16 protein-coding genes are annotated in these 17,682 nt (G+C 60.7%); 7 read left to right on the top strand and 9 right to left on the bottom strand.

From position 1 onward, the window contains the following. Nucleotides 1–88: 88 nt before the first annotated feature. Genes WBP53_RS15955 through WBP53_RS15945 form a run of 3 tightly spaced genes read left to right on the top strand, consistent with a single transcriptional unit; the run spans nucleotide 89 to nucleotide 4,597 of the window. Nucleotides 89–745, top strand: coding sequence for a cupredoxin domain-containing protein (locus tag WBP53_RS15955; protein ID WP_423930694.1), 657 nt, complete (start codon nucleotides 89–91; stop codon nucleotides 743–745). Continuing rightward, nucleotides 732–3,431: a protein kinase domain-containing protein gene (locus WBP53_RS15950; RefSeq protein WP_423930692.1), complete on the top strand. Its 2,700-nt coding sequence runs from the start codon at nucleotides 732–734 to the stop codon at nucleotides 3,429–3,431. The genes WBP53_RS15955 and WBP53_RS15950 overlap by 14 nt, the downstream gene beginning before the upstream one ends. Then, complete coding sequence (locus WBP53_RS15945; RefSeq protein WP_423930690.1) at nucleotides 3,428–4,597, top strand: hypothetical protein; 1,170 nt, start codon at nucleotides 3,428–3,430, stop codon at nucleotides 4,595–4,597. The genes WBP53_RS15950 and WBP53_RS15945 overlap by 4 nt, the downstream gene beginning before the upstream one ends. A gap of 11 nt (nucleotides 4,598–4,608) precedes the next feature. Here the strand turns inward: WBP53_RS15945 and WBP53_RS15940 are convergent, their stop codons facing one another. The 3 genes from WBP53_RS15940 to WBP53_RS15930 form a co-directional block, all read right to left on the bottom strand. Then, entirely contained in the window at nucleotides 4,609–5,085 is a 477-nt protein-coding gene (locus WBP53_RS15940) for an ecotin (RefSeq protein WP_423930688.1), read from the bottom strand. A 519-nt stretch (nucleotides 5,086–5,604) separates the two neighbouring features. Further along, nucleotides 5,605–5,769, bottom strand: a complete 165-nt coding sequence (locus WBP53_RS15935; RefSeq protein ID WP_423930686.1) for a helix-turn-helix transcriptional regulator — start codon at nucleotides 5,767–5,769, stop codon at nucleotides 5,605–5,607. A gap of 53 nt (nucleotides 5,770–5,822) precedes the next feature. Then, complete coding sequence (locus WBP53_RS15930; RefSeq protein ID WP_423930684.1) at nucleotides 5,823–6,443, bottom strand: hypothetical protein; 621 nt, start codon at nucleotides 6,441–6,443, stop codon at nucleotides 5,823–5,825. A 131-nt stretch (nucleotides 6,444–6,574) separates the two neighbouring features. On the opposite strand from WBP53_RS15930, the gene WBP53_RS15925 reads away from it, so the two are divergent. Further along, nucleotides 6,575–7,453, top strand: a complete 879-nt coding sequence (locus WBP53_RS15925) for a co-chaperone YbbN (RefSeq protein WP_423930683.1) — start codon at nucleotides 6,575–6,577, stop codon at nucleotides 7,451–7,453. Nucleotides 7,454–7,537: 84 nt separating this feature from the next. Continuing rightward, nucleotides 7,538–7,960, top strand: a complete 423-nt coding sequence (locus WBP53_RS15920) for a DUF4442 domain-containing protein (protein WP_423930714.1) — start codon at nucleotides 7,538–7,540, stop codon at nucleotides 7,958–7,960. Between the two features lie 47 nt (nucleotides 7,961–8,007). Here the strand turns inward: WBP53_RS15920 and WBP53_RS15915 are convergent, their stop codons facing one another. From WBP53_RS15915 to WBP53_RS15905, 3 genes are all read right to left on the bottom strand, one after another. Further along, nucleotides 8,008–8,379: a VOC family protein gene (locus WBP53_RS15915; RefSeq protein WP_423930681.1), complete on the bottom strand. Its 372-nt coding sequence runs from the start codon at nucleotides 8,377–8,379 to the stop codon at nucleotides 8,008–8,010. 82 nt (nucleotides 8,380–8,461) lie between these two features. Further along, nucleotides 8,462–9,001, bottom strand: coding sequence for a DUF924 family protein (locus tag WBP53_RS15910; RefSeq protein WP_423930679.1), 540 nt, complete (start codon nucleotides 8,999–9,001; stop codon nucleotides 8,462–8,464). Nucleotides 9,002–9,057: 56 nt separating this feature from the next. After that, complete coding sequence (locus WBP53_RS15905) at nucleotides 9,058–10,752, bottom strand: amidohydrolase (RefSeq protein WP_423930677.1); 1,695 nt, start codon at nucleotides 10,750–10,752, stop codon at nucleotides 9,058–9,060. 180 nt (nucleotides 10,753–10,932) lie between these two features. On the opposite strand from WBP53_RS15905, the gene WBP53_RS15900 reads away from it, so the two are divergent. Together WBP53_RS15900 and WBP53_RS15895 are read left to right on the top strand one after the other, a co-directional pair. Continuing rightward, on the top strand, nucleotides 10,933–12,477 hold the full coding sequence (locus WBP53_RS15900; protein WP_423930675.1) for a malectin domain-containing carbohydrate-binding protein: 1,545 nt from the start codon (nucleotides 10,933–10,935) through the stop codon (nucleotides 12,475–12,477). A gap of 277 nt (nucleotides 12,478–12,754) precedes the next feature. Further along, complete coding sequence (locus tag WBP53_RS15895) at nucleotides 12,755–13,348, top strand: BON domain-containing protein (RefSeq protein WP_423930673.1); 594 nt, start codon at nucleotides 12,755–12,757, stop codon at nucleotides 13,346–13,348. Between the two features lie 51 nt (nucleotides 13,349–13,399). On the opposite strand, the gene WBP53_RS15890 is transcribed toward WBP53_RS15895, so the two are convergent. The 3 genes from WBP53_RS15890 to WBP53_RS15880 form a co-directional block, all read right to left on the bottom strand. Continuing rightward, nucleotides 13,400–15,517 carry a S9 family peptidase gene (locus tag WBP53_RS15890; RefSeq protein WP_423930671.1) on the bottom strand — a complete coding sequence of 706 codons (2,118 nt, stop codon included), beginning with the start codon at nucleotides 15,515–15,517 and terminating at the stop codon, nucleotides 13,400–13,402. Nucleotides 15,518–15,629: 112 nt separating this feature from the next. Continuing rightward, complete coding sequence (locus WBP53_RS15885; RefSeq protein WP_423930669.1) at nucleotides 15,630–16,985, bottom strand: sensor histidine kinase; 1,356 nt, start codon at nucleotides 16,983–16,985, stop codon at nucleotides 15,630–15,632. 135 nt (nucleotides 16,986–17,120) lie between these two features. After that, a partial coding sequence (locus WBP53_RS15880) for a helix-turn-helix domain-containing protein (protein WP_423930667.1) occupies nucleotides 17,121–17,682 on the bottom strand: 562 nt, incomplete at its 5' end.

Below are 17,682 nucleotides of genomic sequence, written 5' to 3'. Positions count from 1 at the left end.
AGAACGTGGGTCATCGGACCACAGACACGCAACCCGCCCCATCCGCACCTGCAGTATGATCCGGCAGGGGCTCTTTGCGGGGAGATGCATGCGCCGATTGGTACTTGTGATTCTGGCGCTGCCGGTGTTCGCGTTCGCGGCCGAACTCGAGGGGCAGATCAAGCTGGTAGTCGATGGCAAGCCACTGCGCGCCGAGGAAGCGACCGATGCGGTCGTCTATTTCCGGCCTGCAGAAGTCCCCACGACCGGGTTCCCGGTTGTCGAGTACACGATGAGCACGAAGGACAAGCAGTTCGAGCCGCACATCCTGCCTATCCTGGTAGGCAACACCGTGCGTTTCCCGAACGAGGACACGATCCTGCACAACGCATTTTCGTCGTCCCGGGGCAACACCTTCGATGTCGGCCTGTACACCGAGGGCGAGGGCAAGACCGTCACTTTCTCCAAGCCCGGCTACGTCCGTGTCTATTGCAACGTCCATCACGCCATGATCGGCCACCTGCTGGTACTTGATACGCCGTATTTCACGCGACCCGACAAGAACGGCCATTTCAAGCTTGAAGGTCTTCCCGAGCAGGCGGGCGACCTGGTCGTCTGGCACGACCGCTCCAAGCCCTGGCACGTGAAGACAACGCCCGGCGAGGCCGCCGCCTACGAGATCACGCTCGATCTCAACTTGCGCAGGATTTCCCCGCACAAGAACAAGTTCGGCAAGCCATACGGGAACAAGAATGCAGGGTATTGATCGTCATCGTCAGTCGGGTCGTATCACGATGCCACTGGTCCTGAGGCTTTTTCTCGGCATGGTCCTGCTGATTGCATTCGCCGTGGGGTCCGCCGTTTTCGTCACCTATGTCCAGGGCCGGCAGATAGCCCAGCATGCCGTCGACAAGGCGCTGGATACGAGCACCGCCGTGCAACGCGAGTTCGAGCAACGCCGTCTCGACCAGTTGCAGTTGGCGGTCCGCCTGCTGGCTGCCGATGCCAATTTCATCAAGTACATCGCCGATGCATCAGGCTACGGTGGATTGCCCGGACTGGGTGGCGCGGACGACGCACCCGATACCGGATCCATGCGTGACCTCCTGATCGAACGCCAGCAGGATTTTGGTATCGACCTGGCCATCCTGCTCGATGCCGATGCCAATCTGCTGGCACGCACCGACGAGCTCGAATCATTCGCTGCCTCGATGGCGACCGATCCGCTGGTGGAGCCAGCATTGAGAGATGGAACGCCGATCAGCGGCTACTGGCGTCAGGGTGACCAGCTCTTCCAGGCCGCGATCATGCCGTTGGCTCGTGACCAGGACCTGGTGGGCTTCCTCGTCGTTGCGCTGACTGTCAGTGACCAGTTGTCACAGTCCGTGGCCAAGGTCAGCAGCGCTGAAATCGCTTTCTGGTTGCCTGCCGAAGATGACGCCCTGCTCATTGCCAGCTCGCTTGATCCGGCTGCTGCGCAAGAGCTGTCGCGCCTCGTCGAACAACGGCACAGCGAGTTCCTGCCTGCCATCCAGAATGGAACGATGATCGACCACATTCCGATGCGCTTCTCCGGCCAGGAATGGAGCGCCCGGCTCGTGCCTGCTGCGGCTCCGGGCGTGGGCCGCCTGGGCAGCGTCGCCATCATGAGCTCGACCGAGCAGATTACGGCGAGCTACCGGGCCATCCTCAACCGCGTCGTGCTGGCCGGACTGATATCGCTAGGCATTGCCATCCTGCTTTCTGTTTTCCTGGCCAGGCGCATCCTGCGCCCGATCGGCACCATGGCCGCAGCCGCCGAAGCGGCAGCGGCAGGCGACTACCAGACTCGCATCGGCAGCGAGGGCAGTGATGCGCTGGGTCGTCTGGCTACTGCTTTCGATTCTCTGCTTTCGGATCTGCGCGAGAAAAAGGACATCGAAGGCTATGTCGGCCAGATGGCGCGATTCCTGCCCGAGCCCGGCGCAGAACCTGCCGTTGCGCCGGTTGCCTCGACGCCACGCATGCCGCCACAGCGTGAGAACCTTGCCTTGCTCGAGGTCGAATTCCGGCATCTGCTCGCTTCGGTCGACGCGCAGGCTGATCCGGTCCAGCGTGCCCAAGCACATGCCGGCGTGCATGACCTGCTTGATGCAATAGCCTCCGGACTCGATATCGAGGTACGCGCAATGGACGGCGCGCGCTGGCGCCTTGCCTGCGCTGGCGCGAACCGGCTGCAAACCGCGGTCAAGGCCTGGGCGACGATCCTGCGTGACTGCTCGCAATCGGGGCTGGCCGCACCTGCTGGCGCCCTGACCGATGGTGCGATCGTGCGCGCCATCGGCATGACCGGCCGTCCCGATCAATCCATCACGCTCGGCACGCCGGTTGCGCATGGTGATCGCCTGCTGTGTGACGCGGCGCCAGGGCAACTGCTTTTCACGCGCGCTTCGGGCGAAATTCTCAAGCCCACGCTTGCCGATGGCGCACTCAGCGTCGTGACCGGGGGTTTCAGCGGCAAGAAATTCTATGCGCTTTCGGCTGCTTCATTGCCGGCCCCGGGCACGCCGATCAAATCGACCGTCGTTCAACAGACAGCCACGACGACCTCCGCAACGTCGGCACGGAAGGTTCCTGCATCGGGATCCATTGCGGCCGGTTCGGTACTCGGCGGACGCTACCGGATCATCACGCAGCTGGGCGAAGGCGGCATGGGCATCGTCTACAAGGCCCACGACCTGGAGCTCGACGATATTGTCGCGCTGAAGATGTTGCGCCCAGGCCTGCTGCTTGACACCGAACAGGTGGACAGGCTCAAGAGCGAAATCAAGCTGGCTCGCCGCATCACCCATCCGAACGTGTTGCGCACCTTTGATTTCGGCGACGTCGACGGCCGGCCATGCATTTCGATGGAATATGTGCGCGGCCTGACATTGCGCTATCTGCTCAGCGAGACCAAGCGCGTGCCCTACTCCGCGGCCCTGCGCATCGCCCGGCAGCTCGCTGCGGGGCTCGCCGCGGCACACGAGGTCGGTGTCCTGCACCGTGACATCAAACCGGAGAACCTGATCCTTGAAGCCAACGGCAACGCAAAGCTGATGGATTTCGGCATTGCCCGTCCGCTGCGCCGCAGTACCCCAGGGCACACCCAGGCCGGTACGTTCGTCGGCACGCCGGACTACTGTTCGCCCGAACAACTCTCAGGTGGCGACATTGACGAGCGCGCCGACATCTATGCCTGCGGGGTGCTGATGAGCGAGATGTTCTGTGGCGGCATGCCCTACGCCGGCGCAAACACCATGGACATCTACCAGGCCCAGATCAGTGATACACCACGGCGGCCTTCCGAACTCTGGGCCGACATTCCAGCGGATCTCGAAGCGATCATCCTGCGCTGCGTGCGCAGTGCCCGAGAAGAACGATTCGCCAGTGCTGTCGATCTGGGCCAGGCCCTTTCGGGGTTGCGCAGTTGAGCCCGCCGTTCCTGCCACGACGAGCGCATGGATTTTCCGGGATCAACACAGACTCCCGACGCTTTGCGACAAGATTGCTGCTGGCCACCGCACTGGTGCTGGCCCACGCGAGCGCTCCAGCCACTGCACAGGATGAATCCGAAGCAGACCCGCTGCTGGCCAGCCTTCCCGAAGACGACAACTCCAGCGTGACCTTTGCCGGCGATCTCTGGCTCGACCAGGACCATGTCTCCGGATTGCCGGCGGATCGGGCCGACCTCAACCGCACGCGCGGTCGTTTTCGTTTCGGCCTGAACTGGATGTTTGCGCCCGATTGGGAACTGGTCGCCATGGGGCGGATCGGCCAGGGCACCGACTCCAACGATGACAACCGCCGCAACAACGACAATCAGCGCAGCGACGACTATGGTGTCGACGAATTGCTGATTCGCTGGCGCGACGGCGATAACGCCATGCTGCAGTTTGGCAAATCCGCCTTGCCAATCGACTTGTCGGCAATGCTTTGGGATCCCGATATTCGTCCGGCGGGCATCGCCTATGAGCGCGCATTCACACTTGGCGAACTCGATCGCCTGACTCTGGTTGCCGGCTATTTCGAAGGCCAGCACCTGTACGGCGACGAATCACTGATCGGTGCGGCACAAGTCGCCTGGGATTGGCGCGCCGGCGCGCCGCAGCGGGCCAGCGTGGTGCTTTCGTGGCTGGATTTCTCCCAGCTCGACGAGCTGGCCGAGCAGGGCATGGGCCGCACCAACCGAGTCGTCGCCGGCCAATATGTGAGTAGCTTCAACCTGCTCGACTTGCAGGTCACGGGGCATGCCGAGCTGGGCAACTGGCCGATCGATCTCAGCCTGGAATTCGTGCGCAACCTCGGAGCCGATGACTCCCAGGATGGCTGGCGGATTGCCCTGAGTACCGGGGACCGACACGTTCCCGGTGGACTCGAATTCGGCCTGGTCTGGCAGCGCATCCAGCGCGATGCCGTGCTGGCTGCCTACAACTCCGATGACTGGTGGTTCCACAGCTATATGCATGGCCAGCTCGCCTGGGTCGGCTACGGCATCGATCGCACCTGGAACCTGCGCCTGTTCGGAACACGCGAGCAAAGAGACGGGCTTCCCGATTTCACCCACCGGGTCCAGCTCGAGTTGAACGCGAGCTGGTGAGGCAGCGCTGATCAGCCTTCGTTGATCGGAAACATCTTCGCGCCAGCACGCCATACCCTGTAGCGCAGGTCGACACCTTTTGGCGCATAGACCACGATCGGCAAGCGGCTGTTGTAGCGGATCAGGTAGGGTTCTCCGCCCAGGGTGACGAAGCGGTCGATTTTCGGCGCGGCCGGATCAATCGCCATGCGCGTACCCGCCATCGGGCCCAGTTCGGAAATCAGATAGCGCGGGTAGCCCCAACCACCGATGGTTTCCTCCTCGAACTCGCCGCCGAAAAAGTAGCGATTCTCCTTGTCGAGCTTCACCGTCTGTCCGGCAATCAGTTCAACCTGAAAAAGGGACTCATCATTTTTCTCGGGCAATTGCAGCACGTGTCGGACCATGCCCTCCTCGGCCGGCGGGAAAGCCTTCATGTCGTCGGCTGCCGAAACAGGAAGTGCGCAGGCAAGCAGTGTCGCCATTGAAAGTGCAATAGCGCGTTTCATGGTGGTTCCTCGAGGCAGGCGTATGTCGGGTAACAGGTCAGGTCGATAGCTGCACGCGACTTCGACAATATCAAGTTATCTGACATGTGGCGATGTCATCGAATCCAGCGTAGGGGCGGGTCTCGGAGGGTGTTTACAAATCCTGCCAGCCTGCAGGTCCAGCTCCCTTTTGTCTTTGGCAAGCGACTGCCTTGTATGACCAGCATGCTCATGGCGTTCTGGTCACGGGCAGGCAATCAGTGTGATTATGCCCGGCGTGGCGCGTGCATTGAGTTTGTAGACTGGAGCTTTCACACGCCCGCGGCACGCGAGTGACTTCTCGTTGCGTGCTCTCCGCGCCAGTATTGCGGCACTAACCCAAAGCTTTCACCAACACAACGCGCACGGAGGTCGGCAGAAAATGCAAACGCCCTCTCAGACCCGCCCTGCAAGAGCAAGCAAATCAGGGTCCTTGCCTCATTTTCCCTCCACGCGCTACTGCCCCGTTGCCGGCTTGTGCGGCAAGGCTTTTGGGAAGTGTCATCCCCCCAACTCTTCCCAGTAAAACACCTCGCCAATCGGTCGATCAAACGCATTGGCGATGCGAAACGCGAGTTCCAGCGAAGGGGCATACTTGCCCGCCTCGAGTGCGATCACGGTTTGTCGGGTGATGCCGACAAGATCGGCCAACGCGCTTTGAGTCATTTCGCCCGAATCGAAGCGAAGGCGGCGAATATGATTGCCTACCGGCGTACCACTCACAGCCTGTCTCGCCGATATAGCCGGATCGAGACCACGCACGCGACCAGGCTTGAAAGCACCAGCATCAGGATCAGCAAATGCGCGATCACCATCGGCCGGGCCCAGTCCAGCCGACCAGCAGGGGTCAGGCCCAGGGTCACAGCCAGCCCGATGACCAGAATGCAGGTTGTCGAATGCGCCCAACTTTGCGAACGACGCTCTACGTCCCGATCACGTTCATCTTCCTGCACGGCGCCACGCAAGCGCTGGCGCAGGATTGAGGAAAAGATCAGCCAGCCGATGACCAGCATGGCCAGGGTGCGACCGACACCGCGCAGATCGGCCACTCGCTCCGCACCCAGGATCACACCGGCGTTGGCAACCATGAATGCCGCGATCACGCTCGTGAAGACCAGGGCGACCCATGCCCGGACTTCGCCAGGCGAAATGGCCGACTCGGGATCCACGGGAAGGCGTGTCGACCACCACAATCCCACCCAGGTGGTCACGAGAAGAAGGCCGGTACCGAGTGCGCCTGTTTCCACGCCAAGCCAGTGGGCAGGCGTGACCAGGACGAGCCAGAGCGCCAGAAAAAGCGGTGCAATCAGCCAGAACAGCTGTGGACGCAGACCATGCATGATGTAACTCCGGCAATACAATATGTATGCTATACATTACATTCATCGCACATTTGCCGTCAATACCGACGGAATTCCACCGCCTTGATATTCTTGCAGGCCGATCCACCTTCTAACTCATGGAAGTCAACGTGCCCGAATCCGAAAACGCCATCGCCAGCCAGGGTGTCGACATCACCACCGTCAATTTTGAGGTCGAGATCCTCCAGGCATCGATGACGAAGCCTGTCCTCGTCAATTTCTGGACGCCGCGCAGCGACGTCAGCATTTCCCTCGACGAACTGCTCGCACGCCTGACCGACGAATACCAGGGCGAGCTCAAGCTGGCCAGGATAGACGTCGATGCCGAGCCCCAGGTTGCAGCCATGTTCGGTATCCGCAGCGTCCCGACCGTCATCCTGGTTCGCGAGGGCCAGCCGGTAGACGGCTTTGCCGGTGCCCTGCCCGAAACCGAGATCCGCGAGTTTCTTGGCAAGCATTTGCCAGCACCGGAACCCCTTGCGGATGACGCCGCTGCAGCCGCCGCCAAACCGGCGGAAACACCAGAACAGACCATCGCCCGACTGCAGCAGGAAATCGTCGCGGCACCGGAAAAGTCCGAGCTCAAGCTCGATCTGGCCGTAGCCTGGATGCAAATTGGAGACGCGGATTCGGCCCTGGCCGAACTTGAGACCTTGCCGATCGAACTGGAAGGCGATGACCGGGCCAAGCGCGTGCGCGGCCAACTTGAGTTCGCCAGCGTGCTCAAGGATGCCCCGCCCGTTGCCGAACTACAGGCGCGTATAGCCGCCAACCCGGATGACCACGCCGCCCGCGATATGCTCGGCGTGCGCCTGTTGGTTGACGGCCAGTCCGAAGCGGGCCTCGAACAGTTTCTTGCCGTACTCAAGGCGGATCGCAACTGGAACGAAGGCCAGGCTCGCAAACGCCTGATCGCGGCCTTCCTTGTCATCGACGATGCCGATCTGGTGGGCGACTACCGGCGACGCATGTCTTCGCTGCTGTTCTGATCCTCTGTCCGTCAGCGGCACAAACAAGCATCACCCAGTCCGGATACCCGAATCGTGACCTCTGCACGCAATTTGCGCCGTTTCATGAACCTGTGGCCACCCATGTTGTTCAGCGGCATTCGCGTGCTCGAGTGGTCGGACGACTGGCGTCGGGCGCGTGTGCGCCTGCGCAAGCACTGGTACAACGGCAACTACGTCGGCACGCACTTTGGCGGCAGCCTGTTCGCAATGACCGATCCGTTCTGGATGATCATGGTGATGAACTGCCTTGGTCGCGACTACATCGTCTGGGACAAGGCCGGCGAAATCGAATTCGTGGCAGCTGGTCGCGATGATGTCTTCGCCGAGTTCGTGGTCAAGGAGAGCGTGCTCGATGAACTGCGCGCTGCGGCTGCCGGCGGAGAGAAAGTCCTGCGCTGGTTCGAAACCGACGTAAGGACAGCCAGTGGTGACCTCATAGCTCGCGTGCGCAAGCAGCTATACGTGCGACTCAAGCGGCGCGACTGACGCGAGTCCGCGAACGCGCGAGGGACACCGGTCATGCCGGACGCTACCTATACGTGCTGGTCTACAAGGATAGGATTGCCGTCCGGATCGAGCGCGGTAAAACTGGCCGGACCGTTCGTGCCTTCGTCAGCCTCGGATACCAGAGGCACGCCACTGGCTTTCAGCTGGCGCTGGAGTTCGCGAATATCAGTAAACTCTCCGACTGCCGCCCCATGGCTGTCCCAGCCAGGATTGAAGGTCAGGATGTTCTTGTCGAACATGCCCTGGAAGAGTCCGATCGTGTGATCGCCGTTGCGCAGAATCAACCAGTTTTGTTCGGCCACTCCACCAACGACCTTGAATCCGAATTTTTCATAGAAGGCCCTGGATGCTTCAAGATCCTTCACTGCCAGGCTGATTGAAAATGCACCCAGTTTCATGATCATTTTCTCCATTCGTTCAGTGCGCTCACCATAGCAGCGCAGTGATCAGAATCGGCCATGCCGCGCCAGAGTGAAGCACTCAGAAGCTCGATCCCGGGCCTTTCAGGAATTCGATTTCCTCGTCAGTCGAGACTCGTCCTAGAATCGCGTTCCGGTGCGGGTAGCGCCCGAAGCGGTCGACGATCGCCTTGTGCTTGAGTTCGAACTCGAGATTGTTGCCGGGAGCATGCGGCCCATAGAGCTGTTCCGCCCTCGCATGGATGACTGGCGACTCGCTGTGCATGAACGGCATCAGCAGGAAATTGCATTCGATGGGCGACAACTCATTCAGCGACCCCGCCGCTATGGCTTCCTGCGCCAGCACCAATGCGATCACGTCACTGGAAAATGCGCCGGCGGTACCACGATGGATATTTCGCGAGAACTGATCGAGCACGATGATTTCTGCAAGTCGACCACGAGACCCGGATCGCCAGGAGTACAACTCTCCGCGGGAGGCCTGGGTCAGCAAGTCTCCGAAGCGGTCTCGAATCAGCGAATCGAAATCCGGATCCTTGACCCACCACTTCTTGTGATCGGTTTCGTCGAACCAGAATGACAGGATCACTTCAGGATTCATGAGACGGACTCCTCTCGCCGCTGTGTGTCGATATTCTCGTGACAGGTCGCGATCGCTCACGACTGGGGCTGGCCGGGCTTGTTCGGCAGCTCATTGGTGAACACGTTTTTGCCAGCCACCCAGGTTCCCAGCACACGCGTCTTCCAGATCAGCTTCGGATCGATGGCAAAGATATCCTGGTCGACGAGGATGAAATCGGCCCAGCGACCAGACTCCAGCGTACCGACGGTTTTTTCCTGATGGCCGGCGTAGGCCGCGTCAAGCGTGAATGCTCTGAAAGCCTCGGTGAGTGACAGCGCCTGCTCCGGGTACCAGCCACCGTCGGGCCTGTTTTCGTGATCCTGTCGCGTGACCGCGGCATGCAAGCCGAAGAATGGATTGGCCGATTCGACCGGAAAGTCCGATCCGGCGGCAACGCGCGTGCCCTGCTCGAGAAAGCGCTGCCAGGCATACGCGCCCTTGATGCGTTCGGCGCCCACGCGGTCCTCGGCCATGTTCATGTCGGAGGTTGCGTGGGTGGGTTGCATGGAAGCGACCAGGTTCAGCGTGACGAAGCGTGGAATGTCTTCCAGTGATACGACCTGAGCGTGCTCGACACGATTGCGAAGTGCCTTGCCGCCATGAGTTGCATACGCTGAGGCAAGGCTGTCGAGCACTTCCCGATTGGCCTTGTCGCCGATGGCGTGCACAGCAACCTGATAGTTCTTGCCAAGCACCTTGCCAAACATTGCGGTCAAATCCTGTTGACTATGGAATAGCAGCCCGTGGTTCTTCGGATCATCCGAGTAGCCTGCAATCATGGCCGCACCGCGACTGCCCAGAGCACCATCGGCATACAGCTTCACGCTGCGTACGGTAAGGAAGTCCTTGCCGTAGCCGATCAGCGGACCGTCCTTGCTGATCACGTCAAAATCTTCACCGGTGCCACCGATCATCGCGTATATGCGCGTAGTAAGCTTTCCCTTGTCGGCAAAGCGCTTGTACAGCTCGAAGGTCGGCACATCGATGCGGGCATCGGCCACGCTGGTCAAGCCAAGACTGGCCATCTGCTGGAGCGCCGAATCGAGTGACGCACTGCGCTGCGCTGCCGTCAATGGCGGAATCTTGCTTGCAACCAGACCGATCGCGGCATCGACGAATACACCACTCGGATTGCCATCAGCATCCCGTTCGATGCGACCTCCGGTTGGGTCCTTCGTGTTCTTGTCCACACCGGCCAGCTTGATCGCCGCCGTATTCGCCCAGGCGGCGTGGCCATCGATACGCCCGAGCAGTACCGGCCTGTCGGCAACCGCGCCATCGAGTTCCTTTGCGGTCGGAAACCGATCCAGCTTCCAGACCACCTGATTCCATCCGCGTCCCGTGACCCAGGCACTATCCGGATGCGCTTCGGCGAAGCGTTTGACCTCAGCCAGTGCTGCATCAAGCGATTGCGTGCCGACCAGGTCGGCCTGCATGGACATCGCACCCAGACCCATGACATGACCATGCGCGTCGTAGAGACCTGGCAACAGCGTGCGCCCCTTGCCATCGACGACGCTCGCGCCGTCTGCGCGCTCTTTCATCGCCGCACGTGAGCCGGTGGCGGTGACCTTGCCCTTGTCGACCAGCAGCGCTTCGAAATGCTGCAGCTTTCCGTTGCTATCCAGTGTGTAGCCGTTGACGTTGTCGACCAGCAAATCGGCGGAGAACACCGAACCTGCGGTCGAAACCGCGACAAGAATGAGGGCAAAGCGGAGAATCACGGACATGGCGGGAATTCCTGCGATGGAATCGACAACGATACGACATCTTCGTGCACTGACCTATCCATACGTGGAAATTGTGCGCACGATCATGCCAACAGCCGCACTTTCCACGTAAGGTTCACCCGCTATCGGGAATTGCGCGCTGCGCGACCCATGCCCGCTACGCCGAACAGGGAAAGCAAGATGTCCAGGCTCAGCATGACCGTGATGTTCCTGCTGTCGCTGGCAATCGCAGGGTTTGCCGATGCGGCCGTGCCCGACGATTTCCTGTTCCGCAATACGGGGGCAAACAATTCGGGCATGCCCTACCGGATCTTCGTGCCACCCGGATACGTCGCCACCCAGGATTACCCGCTGATCGTGTTCCTGCATGGCGCCGGGGAAGCAGGCACAAACAATACGGCCCAGCTCAACAACAACGCCAATGGTGCGATGAAGCTGGTCGGTGACGCCAACCTGGCGATCCAGCCAACCTTCATGGCGGCACCCCAATGCCCGACCAACAGCAGCTGCTGGGGCCAAACGTTGTCACTGGAACGCCTCAATGCGATGCTCGATCAGATCGCTGCAGAGTTCTCGATTGATGCTGATCGAGTGCACGTCACCGGCCTGTCCATGGGCGGCCACGGTACCTGGTCACTGGTCCAGAATCGTCCTGATCGATTCGCCAGCGCGGTGCCGATGTCGGGCTACGGTGGCGGATCGGCCGCTGCCATGAGCGGCATTCCATTCTGGTATTTCCATGCCGCAAATGACAGCACCGTGGGCGTGGCCGGGTCTCGCAACCAGGTCAATGCTCTGCGTGCCGTCAACGCGCGAGTCATCTACACGGAGTATGCAACGGGAGATCACGGCATCTGGTCGAATTCATATGGAAACGCACTCCTGTTTCCGTGGATGATGGCTCAGTGGCGCGGAAGCACCAGCCTGAGCGCGCCACCGGTCGTGCGCATCACGCAGCCCAGCGCTGAATCTGTCTGGATCACCGATCTGGAGCAGACCACCGTGTCCGGTGAGTTCGACAACGCCGGCGAACCAGTCACTACGGTGGCGTGGGCGCGCCGCAATGGACCGGAGGGCACTGCCACTGGCTCGACGATCTGGAATACACCCTCGATCGACCTGGACATGGGAATCAACGACCTGGTCATCACGGCAACCGGCTCCAGCTACTTCGCCAACTATGGCGGTGCGACGACGCTCAACGCAATCCTGCGCGTCAATCGTGTCCTTTCGATCCCCGATCCTGGCGACACCGTGATTGCCATCAATTCGGCGGGACCCAGCCATACCGCAATCGATGGAACCCTGTTTGTCGCAGACAGCGCGTTCGAAGGCGGCAGCACCCAGGTATCGAGCCACGTCATCGCGAACACCGCCGACGACACGCTCTACAACAGTTGGCGCTGGGGCAATTTTTCCTACCGCATACCGGTCGCGAATGGACGTTATGAAATCGATCTCCATTTCGCGGAGACCTACAACGCGGCCGTTGGCCAGCGTCGTTTCGCTGTCGCGCTACAAGGTGTTCCCATCCTTCAGGAATTCGATATCGCGGCCGAGTCAGGCCTGGATACTGCGCTGATCAAACACTACGACATCGATGTCATCGATGGCGAGATCCTTGTCCAGTTCAGCAATGGTAGTGTCGGCAGCGCGCGCATCGACGCGGTCCATGTGATCCTCTCGGGTGATCTGCTGTTCGCCTCGGGATTCGATCCGGACTGACCCTGCGCAAACCTTCACTTGTTGCTCCTGTTTCACTTGCCAGTTCATTCAAGGACTGGTGAAGGATTCATTTGGCCTTCATCCAAGGCACTCGCTGCGTCGCGCAGCCAAACTGAATGCTTCCGCTACGAGAAGCGCGCCAAACCTCCGCTGTTCAGTGTGGGTACGTTTGTACTTGGTGAGACTTGCCGCCAAGCCAACCAGCCGAGCTCGCAGTTGTCGAGCTGGTTGCACATCGATCCGCAGTGCGGATGAAAAACCACCAAGGAGATACCCCATGAAAAGTTCATCTATCGCGTTCAATCGAATTGTCCTCGGCATTGCCCTCGTCTTCGGCGCACCCGCCATTGCCATGGCAGACGACATGAAGAAGGGCTCCACCGAGATGGACTCCGAGCAGCCGGTGACGGACACCTGGATCACGACCAAGGTCAAGGCCGACCTGGCCACTACCGATGGCATCGACAGCACGGATATCTCCGTTGACACCGTCAACGGCGTCGTCACCCTGACTGGCATGCAGCCGAACTCGATGGCTGTGAAGAAGGCGGTCGCAGTTGCCGAAGGAATCAAGGGCGTGACCAAGGTCAATGCCTCTTCGCTCACCGTCGCACGTAGCGGAAACGGAGAGTCTGCCGAGACGGATTCCGACCAGCCAGTGACGGATACCTGGATCACTACCAAGGTCAAGGCCGACCTGGCCACCACGGAAGGCATCGAGAGCACCGAGATTTCGGTTGATACGGTCAATGGAGTCGTCACCCTGACTGGCGTTCAGCCCAGCAAGATGGCTGTGGAAAAGGCCGTTGCGGTAGCGAAGGGCATCAAGGGCGTCGTCAAGGTTGACGCCTCGGCTCTAAACGCCAAGTAACACCGCGGCAACTCTCCAACCTGGAGCCCCGCAACGCGGGGCTCCTCTTTTTCATGGATCCGAATCGCGCTTCGGATCGGAATTCGCACTTGCGCGGGCGCCAAGATACTTCGCCAGCCAGTCCGAGACCTCCTGGTAAAAGTACTTGCTGTTTTCTCCGTTCAGAATCCAGTGATTCTCATCCGGGAATATCACGAGCCTGCTCTCGACGCGCTGGCGCTGCAGCGCAGTCCAGTATTCGAGCCCGTTGTTGAGAGGCACGCGAAAGTCCTTCTCGCCAAAGGTGACCAGGACCGGAGTCTTGAAATTGGCCGCCAGCCTGATCGGATTCTGTTCGCGCCAGGCTTCACCCTGGTCCCAGACAGGCCCGCCCATCGCAACCTCACGGCTGTATGAAATATCGCTGGTGCCCCATTGCGACTCGAGATTGACCAGGCCGGCATGGCTGACAAGGCAGCGATAGCGCGTTGTAGTCCCCTGCAGCCAGTTGGCCATGTGGCCGCCATAGCTCGCTCCCACAGCACACTGGCGATTCGCGTCGATGAAGGAAAAGCGCCGGATCGCCTCGTCGGCGGCCTGATTGACATCGTCGGTCGGTCCCTTGAGCGGGTCAGCCTGGATCGCCTGCGAAAACGCCTCGCCTGAGCTGGTCGAGCCTACGTAATTGGTCAGCAGCACGACGTAGCCTTGCGCGGACAGCAGATGGTAGTTCCAGCGCAATACCCACTCGTCGTGCCATTGCGAATAGGGCCCGCCGTGCATCAGCACCAGCAGCGGATATTTCCTGCGCGGATCAAAGCCCGGCGGACGCACCAGCATGTTGTGGATGCGCTGGCCGCGACTGTTGGTGAACCAGAAGCTCTCGACCGGCGGAAGATCGAGATTTGCGACACGGGAGCGTGCAAACGAGCTGAGCACGCGCATGCCATGTCCCGACGCGTCCAGACTCACGATCTCGGGTGGTTCGGACGCACTCTGGTACGCAGCGATCAGGACAGGCGATCGCGCACCACCGATACTCATGTCCGAATAGACACCCTTCGCCGGCGCGCTCAACAACTCCGCGATGCCGCCCTGCGTGGATGCCCGATAGAGCTTGACCTGCCCGGCATCGCCACCAAGGATGAACACGCTGCGGCCATCCGGCGCGACCGAGTAGTCGGCTATCTCACGCGCATCAGGCAAGCTGATCCGACCACGCTCACGCACGGACGGCCAATCAAACACGACCAGCCTGCGCGCGTTGTAAACCTGGTCTGTTCGGGGCTCGACCAGGGCGAACATCAACTCACCGTCACGGCTGAATCGCGGTGCGCTCCAGGAGTCCGCCGCATCAAGCGCATCTGTGCCCGTCAATCGTCGGGGTTCGCCACCCTGTGCAGAGACTTGCCAGAGATCAGCGTGCGTGAATGACCACGCGGAGCGGTCACGATTACGGCTGGCCGCGAACACGACCGATGTGCCATCGGGCGCCCATTGTGCAGACTTGTCGACAAGATCAAATCCTGGCAACGCAGCAAGCCTGGTACCGGCCAGAAGATCTCGTCCATCCTGTTCGCCGATGCGCTGCACGAACAGATGCAGTTGCTTGTCGTCGAGCCAGGTATCCCATTTGCGGATCGGATAGGAGGCATAAGCCCGTGCCTTGTACTTGCGACCTTCCTCTACCTTGGCCAGACGCTGGCTGTCGGTGTCATCGCGACTCTTCGCCGGAACTTTGCTCGTATAGAGTAAACGCGTTCCATTGGGCGAAAACAAGGGCGACGCCGCACCAGTTGAGATACGCGTGGCGCGCTGCGCCTCGCCGCCACGAGCAAGGTCCATCACGTAGATTTCCGGCTCCTTGTCGTCGCCGCGCCTGGCTGAAAAAGCAAGCAGGCGACTGTCGGAACTCCAGGCAGGATCCAGCTCACTGCCCTTGCCCGAGGTGATCCTGCGTGGCGCTTCGCGACCATCAGTCGGCACCAGCCACAGGTCACTGATCTGCTCTTCCTTCACATAGGATGGTTCGATCAGCGGAAAAACGGCGAACTGCCCATTCGGGCTCGTTGCAGGTGCACCGACCCGGGGCATCAGCCAGAGATCCTGGTGCGTAATCGCCCGCTTTTCCGCAGCGGCTGATAGCAGGGGAATCAGCAGGAATGGAATAGTGAATATGAATCGCATCATGGACAAGTCCCGTACAGAAGCGCTACAGATACGCGAGGGCTGACGCTGGTTCAAGTCTGTCGATGACGATGCAACACCCCGCCCCGCCGGAAAACACACGCTCACGCGCTGATCAATCGGCATGGGCGGGCAGACTCAAAGTTGCCACACAGCCGGATGCATCGATGCGATTTTCCAGGGTCAGGGTACCGCCATGGGCCTCGATGATCTGGCGCGCGAGGACAAGCCCGATACCCGATCCGCCGGGCTTTGTCGTGAAAAATGGCACGAACAGGTTTTCGCTGGGAGGCAGACCGCGGCCAGAATCGATGATCTCGACGATCAGCCGATCGACGACCACGCGCCAGCGCACGCCAACGCTACCGGAGGTCGGCAGAGTTGCGTCCACCGCGTTCTTGAGCAGATTGATCAGGGCCTGCTCGATCTGATCCGGATCGGCACGAATCTCCAGATCCTGGCCCGCGTCGATACTCACCGGCAGACGCTGCTCAAGCTGGACCACGCGACGCGTCAGCTCGGCAAAAGCGAACTTGCGGCGTCTGGGTGGCGGCAATCGCGCGAGAGAGGTGTAGCGCGCCATGAACCGGGCCAATGCTTCGGCCCGATCCCCAATGACGCCAAGGGCGCTGCCTGCATCCTCTCGCCAGTCGTCGGCCAACGGCTCGCTGGCCAGAAGCTTGCCGAGCGTCGCTGCCATGGATCGGATCGGCGCCAGCGAATTGTTGAGTTCGTGGCCAAGCACGCGCAGCAATCGTTGCCAGGCCAGGCGTTCTTCCTCACGCAGGGTGCGGCTGAGATCGGTCACGACGAGCAGATCGTGGGGTCGGCCATCTTCGCGGAAGACTGCACGACGCACCTCCCAGCGACCGCCGCCGCCCGGGAAGCTGCGCTCCCTGATACTCGGTTCGGTCAGCTGCAGCCAATCACCGACTCCCAGCGAGTCAGCGGATCGGCCGTTCAGTTGCTTGAAAGGATGACCCAGGAGTCGTTCGGCCGCGGGATTTGCCAGCTTCAGGAAGCCTTCGGCATCGAATGCAAGGACTGCGATATCGAGTGCAGCAATGACCTTGGCCAGCAACGCGCTCTTTTCCTCGACAGCCAGGCGCTGCTCGCGCAGTGTCTGCGACAGCGTGTTGATCTCCACGATCACTTCGCCGATGGCATCGTCGCGACGCGAGTTGGATCCGCGCAGGCTGTAGTCACCTTCACGAAGCGCCTCGAGCAGGTTGGACATCGTCCGTAGCGGATAGATCGAACGCCGCCGATGCTCCAGAGCAAGCAACAAGGTCAGGACGAAAACAAGCACCGTTGTCGCAGCAGCGATCTTGTAGCCGACCTGTCCGTTCCAGAGCACGACAACCAGGGCAATCAGCCCGGGAGCCGCCACCACGAGAGCGCTGACAAAAATTCGTGTCTCGTAGTTGAGACGCCTCGGGCCAGCCCGATTTGCATGCGGGTCAAGCGACATGTTCCTCACCTTCTCCTTCCCTGTTCTGACGAAGGAATGCAATCGCCGATTTGAGGCCACGCTGATCCAATGACGTAGCCGTCAGGACATTCAGAAAGGCAGTGTCATCGGATCCGCGTGGCCTTTGCCTGCATGCTACTCGATACCGTACTTCTCCATGCGCCGATACAGCGCGGGCCGACTCAAACCGAGCAAGCCTGCCGCACGCTGGATATTGCCTCCGGTTTTCTCGAGCGCCTGGCGCACGAGACGTTTTTCGGTTTCCTCTACGGTCAGCGAGGCTGTACCCGTCGCCGAGGACATGGCGCCGCTGCCGGTGGCAATCGACTCCGCATTGAGGTTCAGCGACGACGCGTCGAGCGTGCCACTCGACGTCATCAAAACGGCACGCTCGATGGCATGGGAGAGCTCCCGCACGTTTCCCGGCCAGGCATAGGCACTCAACGCATTGATGGCCGATGGGGCGAACTTCAATCCGTCTCGCTGATAACGTTTCCCGAACCGCTCCAGAAACGACTGCGCCAGCAACGGCACATCCTCGCCACGTTCGCGCAGTGGCGGCAGGTGCAACTCGACGGTGTTCAGACGAAACAGAAGATCCTTGCGGAATGTGCCAGCGGCTACCTCGCTGGCGAGTTCGGCATTCGTCGCTGAAATCAGGCGTACGTCGACCTTGAGCGTTCGTGAGGACCCTACC

The organism is Dokdonella sp., from assembly GCF_049593775.1.
Taxonomy (GTDB): domain Bacteria; phylum Pseudomonadota; class Gammaproteobacteria; order Xanthomonadales; family Rhodanobacteraceae; genus Dokdonella.
This window is presented reverse-complemented; position numbering and strand designations above follow the sequence as displayed.